This window comes from Prevotella mikamonis (assembly GCF_055381405.1).
In genome coordinates this window covers 1,761,163-1,775,011 of the sequence record NZ_AP035785.1, presented here as the reverse complement: position 1 = coordinate 1,775,011, position 13,849 = coordinate 1,761,163, and the positions used below count along the sequence as shown (strand labels likewise).

The 13,849-nt window shown below is 50.3% G+C and carries 9 protein-coding genes; 3 read left to right on the top strand and 6 right to left on the bottom strand.

The annotated features are described in order from the left end of the window. Window positions 1–286 precede the first annotated feature (286 nt). Together ACZ42L_RS07545 and ACZ42L_RS07540 are read left to right on the top strand one after the other, a co-directional pair. On the top strand, window positions 287–2,980 hold the full coding sequence (locus ACZ42L_RS07545) for a 4-alpha-glucanotransferase (protein WP_464715723.1): 2,694 nt from the start codon (window positions 287–289) through the stop codon (window positions 2,978–2,980). Between the two features lie 21 nt (window positions 2,981–3,001). Beyond that, window positions 3,002–5,104 (top strand): glycoside hydrolase family 97 protein, encoded by a 2,103-nt coding sequence (locus ACZ42L_RS07540; RefSeq protein ID WP_464715722.1) that lies wholly within the window; start codon window positions 3,002–3,004, stop codon window positions 5,102–5,104. Between the two features lie 36 nt (window positions 5,105–5,140). Here the strand turns inward: ACZ42L_RS07540 and ACZ42L_RS07535 are convergent, their stop codons facing one another. The 5 genes from ACZ42L_RS07535 to ACZ42L_RS07515 form a co-directional block, all read right to left on the bottom strand. After that, window positions 5,141–5,713, bottom strand: a complete 573-nt coding sequence (locus tag ACZ42L_RS07535) for a chromate transporter (protein ID WP_464715721.1) — start codon at window positions 5,711–5,713, stop codon at window positions 5,141–5,143. After that, a complete protein-coding gene (locus tag ACZ42L_RS07530; protein ID WP_464697860.1) occupies window positions 5,714–6,250 on the bottom strand; it encodes a chromate transporter in 537 nt (178 codons plus the stop codon). Window positions 6,251–6,307: 57 nt separating this feature from the next. After that, complete coding sequence (gene purL, locus ACZ42L_RS07525; protein ID WP_464715720.1) at window positions 6,308–10,042, bottom strand: phosphoribosylformylglycinamidine synthase; 3,735 nt, start codon at window positions 10,040–10,042, stop codon at window positions 6,308–6,310. A 224-nt stretch (window positions 10,043–10,266) separates the two neighbouring features. After that, entirely contained in the window at window positions 10,267–11,118 is an 852-nt protein-coding gene (locus ACZ42L_RS07520) for an OmpA/MotB family protein (protein WP_464697857.1), read from the bottom strand. Window positions 11,119–11,252: 134 nt separating this feature from the next. Continuing rightward, window positions 11,253–11,711 carry a low molecular weight protein-tyrosine-phosphatase gene (locus ACZ42L_RS07515; RefSeq protein WP_464715719.1) on the bottom strand — a complete coding sequence of 153 codons (459 nt, stop codon included), beginning with the start codon at window positions 11,709–11,711 and terminating at the stop codon, window positions 11,253–11,255. A 573-nt stretch (window positions 11,712–12,284) separates the two neighbouring features. Between ACZ42L_RS07515 and ACZ42L_RS07510 the strand changes: the two genes are divergently transcribed. Then, window positions 12,285–12,872 (top strand): calycin-like domain-containing protein, encoded by a 588-nt coding sequence (locus ACZ42L_RS07510; protein ID WP_464715718.1) that lies wholly within the window; start codon window positions 12,285–12,287, stop codon window positions 12,870–12,872. 57 nt (window positions 12,873–12,929) lie between these two features. Here the strand turns inward: ACZ42L_RS07510 and ACZ42L_RS07505 are convergent, their stop codons facing one another. Further along, window positions 12,930–13,835, bottom strand: coding sequence for a serine O-acetyltransferase (locus ACZ42L_RS07505; RefSeq protein WP_464715717.1), 906 nt, complete (start codon window positions 13,833–13,835; stop codon window positions 12,930–12,932). Between the last annotated feature and the right edge of the window lie 14 nt (window positions 13,836–13,849).

Here is a 13,849-nt window from a genome sequence, read left to right as displayed (position 1 = left end):
GCTGAATGGGCTTTGCAGTGACGCTGCGGAGGCTTTGCAGAAATGAATTGATAACGGATGATTGAAAATGGAGAAATGATAATGGATAATGGTTGATTGGTAGGTAAGGGGTTGGAGGATTGTAGGGACGCGGCATGTAGCGTACCTACTGTCCTGCTTTGCGTCTGTTCCATGTGGGAGGTTTGCAGTTGAATTGCATCCTTTCTGTATATTTTTGGCTCAACAGGGCGTACACCTATTGATAAATGATTATCTTTACAGACAAAAAGATACTAACTGTAGAAGTATGAAGCTAATATTCAATATCGAATACCATACAGTGTTCGGGGAGGAGTTGTTGCTGAACCATGTTGTCACGGGTAAGGACGGACAGGAGAAGGTGACTCAATACCGCATGTCGACGGTTGATGGACAGCACTGGACTTACCAGATGACGAAGGCTCGGAACGCGCAAAACACGGTTATCAGCTATTTTTATAGCGTGGATTGTGAAGGGGCGACACAACGGCAGGAGTGGTCGACCGAGATTCATCGATTGGAACTGAATGCCGTAAAGGGGACGAGTTATACCATTTACGACCGATGGTTGGAGATGCCGGAAGACACCTATCTATATAGTTCGGCTTTCACGGAGTGTATCAATCGGCGTCGGACGGCTGTACAGCAGCCTACGGCGTTCAGTAAGACGGTGCGTGTGATGGTGCGTGCCCCGCAGTTGCGCGAGCATGAACGGTTGGCCCTGGTGGGGCGGACCGATGCTTTGGGCTCGTGGAATACGGCGAAGGCATTGCCCATGTATGAGCATGCGCGCAATGAGTGGACGATAGACCTGCATGCCGACAGCCTGGTGGGCAACCGCATGGAATTTAAGTTTGTGGCCGAGGGAGTGGCCGACGAACCGCTATGGGAGACAGGTTATAACCGCACGATAGAGTTGGCCGACATGAAGGAGGGCGATGTGGCTGTGTATATGCTCGAACAATCGTTCTTTGAAATCTGCAATCGCCGGTTGGCCGGTACGTTGGTCCCGGTGTTCTCGCTGCGCTCCAAGGATAGTTTCGGCGTGGGCGATTTCGGCGACTTGAAGAAGATGACAGACTGGGTGAGCATCAGCGGACAGCGTGTGTTGCAGGTGTTGCCCATCAACGATACGACCATCACGCATACGTGGACCGACTCCTATCCTTACAGTTGCATCAGTGTGTTTGCCCTGCATCCGCAATATGCAGACCTGACACAGTTGCCACAGCTTAAGGATGAGAAGCTGAGGAAGGAGTTTGAAGAGAAGCGTCGGCAGCTGAACAGTCTGCCCCAGATAGATTATGTGCAGGTGAACGAGGCCAAGACGGCCTATCTGAAAGCGCTGTTCGGACAGGAAGGAGCGCAGGTGTTGGCATCGGACGGATTCAGGAAGTTCTTTGCCGAGACAGAGCAGTGGCTCGTACCCTATGCCCGGTATTGTCAATTACGCGACAGTCATGGTACGGGCGACTTCTCGCAGTGGCCCGACCATCGCCTGTGGGATGAACATGAGCGAAAGCATCTGAGCGATGCTGCCGACCCGGCTTTCGGCGGTGTGGCTTTCTATTACTATGTACAGTATATCCTCAATACACAGATGGCTGCCGTGCATGACTATGCACGCGCCAAGGGTGTTGTCTTGAAAGGCGACATTCCTATCGGGGTGAGTCGCTATGGGTGCGACGTATGGATGGAATCAAGATATTTCAACCTCGCCGGACAGGCGGGTGCGCCACCCGACGATTTCTCGGTGAATGGACAAAACTGGGGATTCCCCACCTATAACTGGGAAGAGATGCTGAAAGACGGGTGTGCCTGGTGGGAGCGTCGGTTCAGGAATATGCAGAAATTCTTTGATGCCTACCGCATTGACCATGTGCTGGGATTCTTCCGTATTTGGGAGATTCCGGTTGATTCGGTACATGGGCTACTCGGCCAGTTTGCTCCGGCTATCGGCCTGAGTCGCGAAGAGATAGAGGCTTATGGGCTGTGTTTCAGGGAAGAACGGTTCTTGAAGCCCTATATCACCGACGAAGTGATAGCCCGGAGGTTCGGAGACAAGGCCGAGGAAGTGAGACGACAGTATCTCTGGGAGATACGGAAGGGGGAATACGAGATGCGTCCCGAATACGATACTCAGCGGAAAGTGGAGACAGCCTTTGCCGAACGGACGGGCGAAAGCGACGAAACGATGCGCGAAGGACTTTATGCACTCATCAGCGATGTGCTGTTTGTGCGCGACAGGAAGAATGCCAATCTGTTCCATCCGCGCATTTCTGTACAGCTCGACTACACGTATAAGGCGCTGGATGAGGCAGGGCAGACGGCTTTCAACCGCATCTACGACGACTATTTCTATCGTCGCAACAATCAGTTCTGGTATCGGGAGGCGATGAAGAAGTTGCCCCGACTGGTGCAGGCCACGCGCATGATGACGTGTGCCGAAGACCTGGGCATGGTGCCGGATTGCGTGCCCTGGGTGATGGGCGAGCTCAAGATATTGAGTCTGGAAATCCAGAGTATGCCGAAAGAACTCTTCGTTCGCTTTGGCCATCTGAGCAGAAATCCATATCGCTCGGTATGTACCATCTCCAGCCACGACATGCCTACGCTGCGCCAGTGGTGGGATGAGGACACGGCCCGTACGCAACTCTATTACAACACCATGCTCTATCGGGGTGGGAGTGCGCCGCATCCGCTGCCCGGATGGCTGGCCCGCGAGATTATAGCGTGCCATCTGGCATGCCCCTCGATGCTCTGCGTGGTGTCGATACAAGACTGGTTGGGCATAGACGAGAAGCTGAGACTGGCCGATGCAGATGCCGAACGCATCAACATTCCGGCCAATCCGCATCATTATTGGCGCTATCGTATGCACGTGAACATAGAAGACCTCATGGAGAATGTGGACTTCATGGAAAATCTAAAAGAGTTAATAAGGCAGAGTGGGCGCTATTAAAGGCTGGCTCATAGGTAGGAGATGTATTCAATGAAGATAAAAGTAGTATTAGTCATGTTGCTGATGCCGGTGTTGGCATGGGCGCAGATGGTGACCTCGCCCGATGGGAATGTCGAGGTAAAGTTTTCGATAGACGGCGGTCGCCCGTGTTACGAGATGACGTATAAGGGACAGGCGGTGGTGCGGCCATCGCATTTGGGGTTGGAGTTGAGCAATTATCCCAGTCTGATGGAGCATTTCGAGATAGACAAGGCCGAGCAGTCGGCCTTCGACGAGACGTGGAAACCGGTGTGGGGAGAGGTGTCTCAGATTCGCAATCACTATAACGAGATGGCAGTGACTCTGCTGCAGACCGATACCAAGCGGCGATTGGTAGTGCGCTTCAGGGTGTACGACGACGGTATGGGATTTCGCTATGAGTTTCCCCGGCAAGAGGGTATGGATAATATCATCGTGAAAGAAGAGCATTCGCAGTTTGCCATGACGGGCGACCACACGGCTTACTGGATGCCGGGCGACTACGATACCGACGAGTATGAGTATCAGATATCCAGGCTGTCGGAGATTCGCTCGCTCATGAAGCAAGCCATTACGCCGAATGCTACGCAGACGCCCATCGGGCCGACAGCGGTGCAGACGTCGCTGCAACTGAAGACCGACAAGGGGCTGTATATCAATATTCACGAGGCGGCACTGGTGGACTATTCGGCCATGCACCTGGTGCTGGACGAGCAGACTATGATATTTGAATCGTGTCTGACACCCGATGCGAAGGGGCGTAAAGGCTATTTGCGCTGTCCGGCCACGTCGCCCTGGCGCACGGTGATGGTGAGCGATGATGCCCGAAAGATTCTGGCCTCGCACCTGATATTAAACCTGAACGAGCCGTGCAAGCTGGCAGATACGTCGTGGATTCACCCTGTGAAGTATATGGGTGTATGGTGGGAGATGATTACGGGTAAGAGTACGTGGAACTATGCCGACTATCAGGCCATCAGACTGGGGGAGACCGACTATACGAAGTTGAAGCCCACGGGGCGGCATGCGCCTAACAACGAGCGCGTGAAAGCGTATATCGACTTTGCCAGCAAGCATGGTTTCTCGCAGCTGTTGGTAGAAGGGTGGAACCAGGGATGGGAAGACACGTGGCAGAAGCAATATAACTACAGTTTCACGCAGTCGTACCCCGACTTCGACGTACCCATGTTGCAGGCCTATGCACGCGAGCACGGTATGAAGCTGATGATGCACCACGAGACTTCCTCGAGTGTAGTGAACTACGAAAGACAGCTGGAGGCTGCTTATAAGTTCATGGTAGACAATGGCTACGATGTGGTGAAGAGCGGCTATGTGGGCAATATCTTCCCAAACGGGGGACACCATTTCGACCAATGGATGATAGACCATTATCTCTACTGCGTGAAAGAGGCTGCCCGGCATCATTTGATGGTGAATGCCCATGAGGCTGTGAGACCGACGGGGCTGTGCCGCACTTATCCGAACATGATAGGCAATGAGTCGGCTCGCGGAACCGAGTTTCAGGCGTCAGAGGGCTGCACACCCAAGCATGTGACGATACTTCCGTTTACACGTTTGCAAGGTGGTCCGATGGATTATACACCCGGTATCTTCGAGATGGACGTGAATAAGGTGAATCCGGAGAGCCATGCGCGGGTGATGGCTACTATCTGTAATCAGCTGGCACTGTACGTAACGCTGTATAGTCCGCTCCAGATGGCAGCCGATTTGCCCGAAAACTATGAGAAATTTCCGGATGCTTTCAAGTTTATAGAAGATGTGGCTGTAGACTGGGACGACTCGCGCTATCTGGAGGCAGAGCCGGGCGAGTATGTCACGGTGGCCCGAAAAGCCAAGGGAAGCGAAGACTGGTTTGTGGGCAGTGTGGCTGGTAATCACGCGCACGAATCGCGGTTGAAACTGGATTTCCTGATGCCTGGCAGGCAATATGAGGCCACGGTGTATTGCGACGGAAAGAAGGCCGACTGGAAAACAAATCCTGCCGACTATACGATTAGGAAAATGAAAGTGAACAGCAAGAGCCTGCTGAAACTGCGGGCTGTGTCGGGTGGCGGTTATGCTATAGCAATAAAGGCTGTGAAATAAAAAAGCAGGCCAATCAGATTGATTGGTCTGACCGGCCTAATAGAGGAGCATCAATCCCGCAAAGGCAGCATAACCTATCATGCGGATGGGATTGATTTTGACGAATTTTGTTCCTACAAACGATGCTACAAAGAGCATCACGCTAATCCAGAACTTCCAGGGATTGGTCGGAGTGTAGAAGTTGTCGGGCGTCATGAGCAGCAACGTGGCGGCAGCAAGCAGTCCAACGACAGCCGGACGCAGCCCTGTGAACACACTCTGCACGAGGGGTGTGTGCATGTATTTCATGAACATCTTACTGATAAGGAGCATGATGATGAACGATGGGAGCACGAGTGCGAAGGTGGCTGTGGCCGAACCCAGCATAGACATGAGCGTGCCGTAGCCGGCGTTATGTATGGCTGTGTAACCGCAATAGGTGGCCGAATTGATGCCGACCGGGCCTGGGGTCATTTGACTGATGGCTATGACATTGGTGAATTCGCCCATTGTCATCCAGTGCCATTTGGTGACTACCTGACCTTGAATGAGCGAAATCATGGCATAACCGCCGCCGAATCCGAAGAGACCTATCTCGAAAAACGTGATGAAAAGGAATAGGAAAATCATTTATTCAGTGGTTTTAAGAAATTTACCATAGATATATCCGCCTAGTCCGGCAGCTATAATGATGTAGATGGGGTTCACGTTGAGTAGCCAGATAGCCAATGCACCAAGAATAGGAATCCAGCAGTTGGCGAGCGTAATATGTGCACTCTTGGCCAGATTGAAGGTGGGTACGGCTATCAGAGCAACGACAGCAGGACGGATTCCGGCAAACATGGCAGCAACGATGGGATTGTCCTGAAACTGATGGAAGAACATCGCGATGAGCAGGATAATCAGAAACGAGGGGAGAGCTGTGCCGAATGCAGTGCAGATAGCCCCTGGGGTGTTGCGCAGTTTGTAGCCGATGAAGATGCTGATGTTGATGGCGAAGACGCCGGGACAGCTCTGGGCGATGGCTATCAGGTCGAGAAATTCTTCCTTGCTCACCCATTTGTACTTGTCTACGACATCGGCTTCAATCATCGGTATCATGGCATAGCCACCACCGAAGGTGACGAGTCCGATTTTGAAAAATGTCTTGAATAGTGTTGTATACATCAGATGAATTTCTCTTGGAGGGCCAGCCTCCAAGAGAAATGAATTACAGTTTAATGATTATTGATTGGCAGAATGGGCAATTATCCACTTCTTGGCATTGACAAATGCCTCAATCCACGGTGTTACCTCGTCGTTCTTGCGCTCTTCAGGATACCAGGCATTCTGCCAAGGGAAGATAGCCCGTTCCAGATGGGGCATCATGGCCAGGTGTCGGCCATCGTTGCTACAGATACCGGCCACGTTGTAATCAGAGCCGTTGGGGTTGCCCGGATACTCTGCATAGTTGTATTTGGCAATGATATTGTAGTGGTCTTCGGGTTCGGGCAAATAGAACCGGCCTTCTCCGTGGGCCACCCATAGGCCGAGCTTGGAGCCGCTGAGCGAACCGAACATCACACTCTCGTTCTGTGGAATACTCAGGCCGAGGAACGAACTTTCAAACTTCTTCGACGTGTTATGGCAAAGATGTGAGCGGTGTTCGTGTTCGGGATTGATGAGATTGAGCTCTACCATGAGCTGGCAACCGTTGCAGATACCGAGCGATAAGGTGTCTTTGCGGGCATAGAACTTGTCGAGTGCCTCTTTGGCCTTGGGATTGTAGAGGAACGCTCCGGCCCATCCTTTCGCACTTCCAAGTACGTCGGAATTGGAGAAACCACCGCAGAAGACAATCAGGTTGACGTCTTCGAGTGTCTCGCGACCGCTGATAAGATCGGTCATCATCACGTCCTTGACATCGAAGCCGGCCAGATACATGGAGTAAGCCATCTCGCGTTCGCCGTTAGTTCCTTTCTCGCGGATGATGGCAGCCTTGATTCCTGACGCTTCACGGCGGTCGGCGCTGAGGCCATATTGGGCTAATGTACCTTGGAAGTTGGCCGGGAATCGTACTTCGACAGGTTGCTTCTTGTAGTTGGTGTAGCGTTTCTTGGCCATTCCGTTCATGCTCTGCTTGCGGTCGAGCAGGTAAGAGGTCTTGTACCAGGTGTCGCGTAGGGCATTGATATCGAACGTGTGTTCCCATTCATTTTTCTTCACTACGAGGGTACGTTCGTTGGGAGTGGGATATCCTATCTTGGCAAATGCCACGCCCATATCGTCCATGAAGGCCATGAAATCGGCCTTATGCTCGTCGGAGACCTGAATGACTACCCCCGGATTTTCGGCAAACAGATTCTTCACAACGTCGTTGCCGCCCAGATTGTAGAGGTTGATGCGCATACCACCAGTAGTATTTGCGAATGTCATTTCGAGCAATGTAGTAATCAGACCACCTGCTGAGATGTCGTGACCTGCCATAATCCATCCGCGACGAATGAGTTCCTGGATAGCATTGAAGCAGTCTGTGAAGTATTCAGCATTCTTCACTGTGGGTACATCGTCGCCAATCTTGTTGAGGCTTTGGGCAAAGGCGCTTCCGCCAAGGCGTTGCTCGTCGAAGCTGAAATCAATATGATAGAGACTTGAATTCTTGTCGTTGACCAGCACCGGGCTTACGACTTTGCGAATATCGCTGACCTCTCCGCCACTGGAAACAATGACAGTACCCGGAGAAATAATCTTTTCGCCGTTGGGATATTGCTGTGTCAGTGAGAGGGAATCCTTGCCGGTGGGGACGTTGATGTGTAGTTCGCAGCAGAAATCGCTCAGTGCTTTCACAGCAGCATAGAGTCGGGCGTCTTCTCCTTCCTGCGAACGACAGGGCCACATCCAGTTAGCCGACAGACTCAGACTGTCCATGCCATCGGCCAAAGGTGCCCAGATGATGTTGGTAAGAGACTCTGCTACGGCAAGCACACTACCTGCTTCGGGATTGGCCAACCCTGCTTGGGGAGCGTGTCCCAATGCTGTTGCGATGCCTTTGTGGCCACGATAGTCGAGTGCCACGACTCCACAGTCTGATAAGGGTAGCTGTATCTGGCCTTGGCCTTGCTGGCGTGCAATCTTACCTGTGACCGAGCGGTCTACCTTATTGGTCAGCCAGTCCTTGCATGCAACGGCTTCCAGCTGCATTACACGGTTCAGATAATCGTCGATTTTGTCGGTTGCATCGTATTCTACATCGCTGTAATGGCGCTCCTTGGTGTTGTCTTTCATGATGGTCTTGGGCGAATGACCGAACATCTGTGCCACATCCAGGTCGAAGGGTTTTACGCCGTCGCCCTGTCTGAAAGAGAAGTGAGCATCGCCGGTAGTCTCACCTACGACGTACATGGGGGCACGTTCGCGCTCAGCTATCTTCTTGACATGTTCCAAGTGAGCCTCGTCGATGAGCAGTCCCATACGTTCCTGACTCTCATTGGCGATGATTTCTTTTGCGCTCAGCGTCTTGTCGCCGATGGGAAGACGGGTCATGTCTATCTCTCCACCGCACTCTTCCACAAGTTCAGACAGGCAGTTCAAGTGGCCGGCAGAACCGTGGTCGTGGATGCTGACCACCGGATTGGTATCTTCTTCTACCAACGCGCGCACCAGATTATAGGCACGCTTCTGCATCTCTGGGTTTGCGCGCTGCACGGCATTCAGCTCGATTCCGTTGCTGTACCGCCCCGTATCTACGGACGATACCGAACCACCACCGAGGCCGATGCGATAGTTGTCGCCACCCACCACAACCACCTTGTTGCCCGGTTGCGGTTCTTTCTTCAGGCAGTCGCGCTTCTTTCCGTAGCCCACACCGCCTGCCAACATGATTACTTTATCATAGGCATACTTCTCTCCATTCTCTTGATGTTCGAACGTTAGGAGCGAACCTGTAATCAGGGGTTGACCGAATTTGTTTCCGAAATCGCTGGCACCGTTACTTGCCTTAATCAATATTTGTTCTGGAGTCTGGTATAACCATTGCCTTACGGGAAGTATATCTTCCCAGTCGCGTTGCACATCGGCCTGTCCGTTGTCATCTTTCAGGCGTGGGTAAGCAGTCATGTAGACAGCTGTTCCGGCAATAGGCCATGAGCCTGTACCACCTCCCATGCGGTCGCGAATCTCGCCCCCTGTACCAGTGGCAGCCCCATTGAAAGGCTCTACCGTAGTGGGGAAGTTGTGTGTCTCGGCCTTCAGAGAGATGACACTCTCAATATCCGACACACGGAAATAATCGCTTGTAGACTGGTCGGCAGGTGCAAACTGCTCGATGGTAGGGCCTTGCGAGAAAGCCACATTGTCTTTGTAGGCCGATAGAATCTTGTTCGGATTCTCCTGGGTGGTCTTCTTGATCATGGCAAAGAGCGATGATTCCATCTCTTTACCGTCGATAATGAATGTTCCACCGAATATCTTGTGGCGGCAATGCTCAGAGTTTATTTGTGCAAAGCCGAATATTTCAGAATCGGTAAGAGGGCGTCCGTTCTGCTTCTCGATGGTATGCAGATATTCCATCTCTTCCTTAGAGAGTGCCAGACCTTCGCTCTCGTTGAACGCTTCGAGGTCTTCTACATGCTTGATAGGCTCCGGCTGATGGTTTACTGTGAACACATCTTGGCCTATTCCCTTATACATGCGCTGTAGCATAGGGTCGTGTTCGGCTTCTTCTGTGTCTACAGGGAAGTATTCCTCAATACGCGAAATGCCGTTAAGACTCATATTCTGGGTAATCTCAACGGCATTCGTACTCCAAGGGGTAATCATTTCGCGGCGCGGTCCGACAAAGAAACCGTCCAAATGCTGGGTTTCTACCAGGCTGGCATCGCCATAGAGCCAGCACAGTGCATCTACTTCGCCTTGAGATGGTTGGTGGTCTATCTCTGTGGCAATTACACTCTTAGAAGGAGTTCTGAAAAAAAGAATCATACTATCAGTATATTATATATAGGTGATTTATTCCAGTTGCAAAGATAGTGGAAAATAAGAGGAATACAAAGGAAAATCAATTTTCTTTCCTTTGTATTCCCTAAATGCCGCTTTCGATGCGGTGATTGTTTCTTGATTTTGCAAGGCTTGCTGCCTGGCGATATATAACCTTCGGGCTAGCGGGCTGTCGATAATGGCTCGACGTGTCTGCTGCCCGTTGGATGTTACTCTTTCTCCGGTGCTTTGTCAATCAGGTCCATAAACTGATCGAGCTTCGGAGTAATGATAATCTGGGTGCGACGGTTGCGTTGCTTGCCCAATTCTGTGTCGTTACCGGCAATGGGGTTGTATTCGCCACGGCCACCGGCGGTGAGACGCTTGGGCTGAACGCCATAGTGGTCTTGCAGATATTGCACCACCGAAGAAGCACGCAGGGCACTCAAGTCCCAGTTGTTGCGGATGTTCTTCATCTGTGGCGAATCTGTATTCACGGGTACGTTATCGGTATTACCCTCTATCAGCACGTCGTAATCCTTGTAGTCCATGATAATCTTGGCAATCTTGCTGAGTGTCTCGGCAGCCCGGTCGTTGATTTCATAGCTTCCGCTCTTGTAGAGCATGTTGTCGGCCAAGGAGATATATACCACGCCTTTCAGTACCTGTACGTCTACCTCTTTCAACTCTTCTCTGCTCAGCGAGCGAGTCAGGTTGTTGGTCAGCACCATGTTCAGCGAGTCGCTCTTGCTCTTCACCTCTACCAGATGGCGGATGTACTGGTTGCTCTCGTTGATTTGGTCTACCAGTTTGGAGATATTGATATTGTTGGAGTTGGCATTGGTCAGACTCTTGTCGAGCGACGATTGCAGGTCGGCATTAGCCCTACGTTGCTGGTCCAGCTGGTCTTGCAATGTGCTCACGCGTGCATTGGCAGCTGCCAGTTGCTCCTTGGTATTCTGATAATTGGCAGTAAGTTCGCGATTCTCGTTTTGGCAGTTTACCAATTCCTTCTTACTGGCACAGCTGGTTACCAATAGTCCGGCAGCAAACATCACGAGTATAAATCCGTTCTTTTTCATAATCTATCTAAGTTTTAGTTGTTTAGAATGTACAAATATATGACTTACAGTAGCAATGTGTGAGAAACCGCAGTGGCTTTTAGGTTCTTTTAACCTGAACACGCTGGTTTTTAAATTATTAGACAAATCACCGCTTATAATTCTTCCAACAGATGTGTACAGGCATCTTCTATCAGGTCGAGGGCATGGTCGAAGTCGGCCATTGTCCCATAGTAAGGGTCGGGGATAGTCTCTGACCGATGCTCCTGAAGGTAATCGGCCAGCCGTTTCACTTTGTTTCTTTCGGCATCGGTGCGTGCCATTTGGGTGATGATGCGGTAGTTCTCGTTGTCCATTACGTAGATATGGTCAAATTGCGAGAAGTCGGTCGTCTGGAATTGTCGGGCATGATGGTCGAACTGATAGCCTCGGTTCGCCCCGGTCTGGCGCATACGTGCATCGGGCAACTGCCCAATGTGCCAATCGCCTATACCGGCAGAGTCTATCAGGATTTCTTTTTCGCGTCCCGCTTCTTTTACCAGATGTTTCATCACTCCGTCGGCTGCCGGACTCCGACAAATGTTGCCGAGACAGATAAACAGTATCTTCTTCATAGTTGCAGAGATAATGCAAACGAGCGCTATGAGAACCTTTTCTCATATAGCCGAGTGCAGATTATCTTATGCAAAGATACGAAAAACTTCTGAGAAACTTTTCTTTTCTGGTGTGGCGTATTCGGATGAAAATCCTTTCTTAAATGAGTTTTGCTGGAAGACATGCAAGTCTCTGAGGGAATATAGATAGAGATATAAATAGATGTTTCGTATGAAAAAGTGGCAAAATTACACATTATTCATATGAAAAAAGTGTAATATCGTCATTTCTTCATACGTATTGTCTTGTTGTTCTTTTTATTTTTTGATGATGAAAAAGCCAAACTGATTTATTTCTTCATAAATGATTAATTCAACTTTTCATGCACTTAAAAAAACTGCAAGGCCTCGGCAGCATCGCTGCAAAGGCCGGACAGCATTGCTGCGGAGGCTAGGCAGTAACGCTGTTTGGGCTTTGCAGAAAATCTTGTTTTATATCAATAAAAGTGTGAAATCGTAATATTTATGGTTTGAATAGTGTGAGATTCATTTCTTTTTCGTTATATTTGCATCCGTATTTAACTCAAGAATAATATGAAAAGAATTTTATTATGGATGTTGGCAGTGTGCATCTCAATAGTTTGCAACGCCAAAAATGATGTGTCTGATATCTACGGACAGTATAGCGGAAAGATGAATATAACCACTACAGGGACATCAAAGAATGTGATTTATGCCCTTGAAAAAGGAACGAATGACGGGACAGTGAAACTGACATTGAAGGGATATGATATTGGCAGAAATCCTTTTGGCGATATTGTACTGGATAATGTGCCTGTAAATCAGACAGCCGAAGGGTATGAATTTGGTAAAGTAGAGGGAAGAAATGTTGAAGCTCTTTTGACAAAGAATGGGCAGAAATTGAGTGCAAACCTTACATTATCGCTCGAAGGAACTGCCAATGGAGTGAAAGGGGATGAGCTGTCAGTAGCTCTGAAGATATATCTTCTAGGTGATATTCATACCAAATTCACAGGTAAGAAAGTGAGTACGGGCATTTCAGCAATACAGGGCGACACCTGGAAAGCAGATGTATATTATGATATAACAGGGCGCAGGGTGGCTAAACCAACTAAGCGCGGCATCTATATTGTCAACGGCAAGAAGGTGCTGATACCATAAAGTAAGAGGGTATTCTGATACTCTCTTACCTCTTACTTATTATCTTTTACCTTTTCTCTATATGCCCAGTCCGTCGGAAAACGACACGTCGAGGGCTTTGCTCTGCAATAGTTTAGAGTGAGGAGGGACACTGTGGGTCACCCAAATGTTACCGCCGATGATGGTATCGTGGCCGATGGTGATGTGCCCCAAGAGCGTGGAGTTGGAGTAAATGGTTACGTTATCCTCTAGAACAGGATGACGCGGTGTGTCGACATGCTGTGCGAAGCCCTTGCTATCGAGCTTGAAATTCTTCGAGCCGAGCGTTACGCCTTGGTACAATGTGACGTGGTTGCCGATGACGCAGGTAGCCCCGATAACCACACCTGTGCCATGATCGATGGAGAAATACTCACCGATGCGTGCGCCTGGATGTATGTCGATGCCCGTAGCGGCATGGGCTTGCTCGGCGATGATACGGGGAATGACTGGCACACCCATGCGTAACAAGTCGTGGGCCACGCGATAATGGGTCATGGCTTCGATGACGGGATAGCAGAATATCACCTCGCTATAGGTGTTGACAGCTGGGTCGTTGGCGTAGATAGCCTTGACATCGGTGTAGAGCATGTGCTTGATTTGGGGCAGATGGTCGATGAAGTGGTAGGCCAGTTGCTTCGAACGCATCATCAGGCAGTCGTCGTCGCAACAGTCGTCATACTGTAGGGCGAGGGCTATCTGCTTGCGTAGCAGTTGCAGCAGTTGCTCCATATTCACGCCGATATGGTAGGAGCGGAGGTTTTCATCGCTCTGCCGTTTGTCGAAAAAGCCAGGGAATACTATCTTCTTGACCAATGTGATGATTTCGCGAACGGCATCTACCGATGGCAGCAGCACTTCCTTGGCAGGCAACATGCGCTGCTCGTCGTCAGAAACTTGCGTCAGCAACCTCACATTCTTTTGAAAAACCTCGTCTAGTGTCATCTTCTTATCTGTTA

Coding starts and splice junctions, on each gene's coding strand:
- ACZ42L_RS07545 (WP_464715723.1), top strand. CDS start 287: ATGAAGCTAATATTCAATATCGAATACCATACAGTGTTCGGGGAGGAG.
- ACZ42L_RS07540 (WP_464715722.1), top strand. CDS start 3,002: ATGTATTCAATGAAGATAAAAGTAGTATTAGTCATGTTGCTGATGCCG.
- ACZ42L_RS07535 (WP_464715721.1), bottom strand. CDS start 5,713: ATGATTTTCCTATTCCTTTTCATCACGTTTTTCGAGATAGGTCTCTTC.
- ACZ42L_RS07530 (WP_464697860.1), bottom strand. CDS start 6,250: ATGTATACAACACTATTCAAGACATTTTTCAAAATCGGACTCGTCACC.
- purL (WP_464715720.1), bottom strand. CDS start 10,042: ATGATTCTTTTTTTCAGAACTCCTTCTAAGAGTGTAATTGCCACAGAG.
- ACZ42L_RS07520 (WP_464697857.1), bottom strand. CDS start 11,118: ATGAAAAAGAACGGATTTATACTCGTGATGTTTGCTGCCGGACTATTG.
- ACZ42L_RS07515 (WP_464715719.1), bottom strand. CDS start 11,711: ATGAAGAAGATACTGTTTATCTGTCTCGGCAACATTTGTCGGAGTCCG.
- ACZ42L_RS07510 (WP_464715718.1), top strand. CDS start 12,285: ATGAAAAGAATTTTATTATGGATGTTGGCAGTGTGCATCTCAATAGTT.
- ACZ42L_RS07505 (WP_464715717.1), bottom strand. CDS start 13,835: ATGACACTAGACGAGGTTTTTCAAAAGAATGTGAGGTTGCTGACGCAA.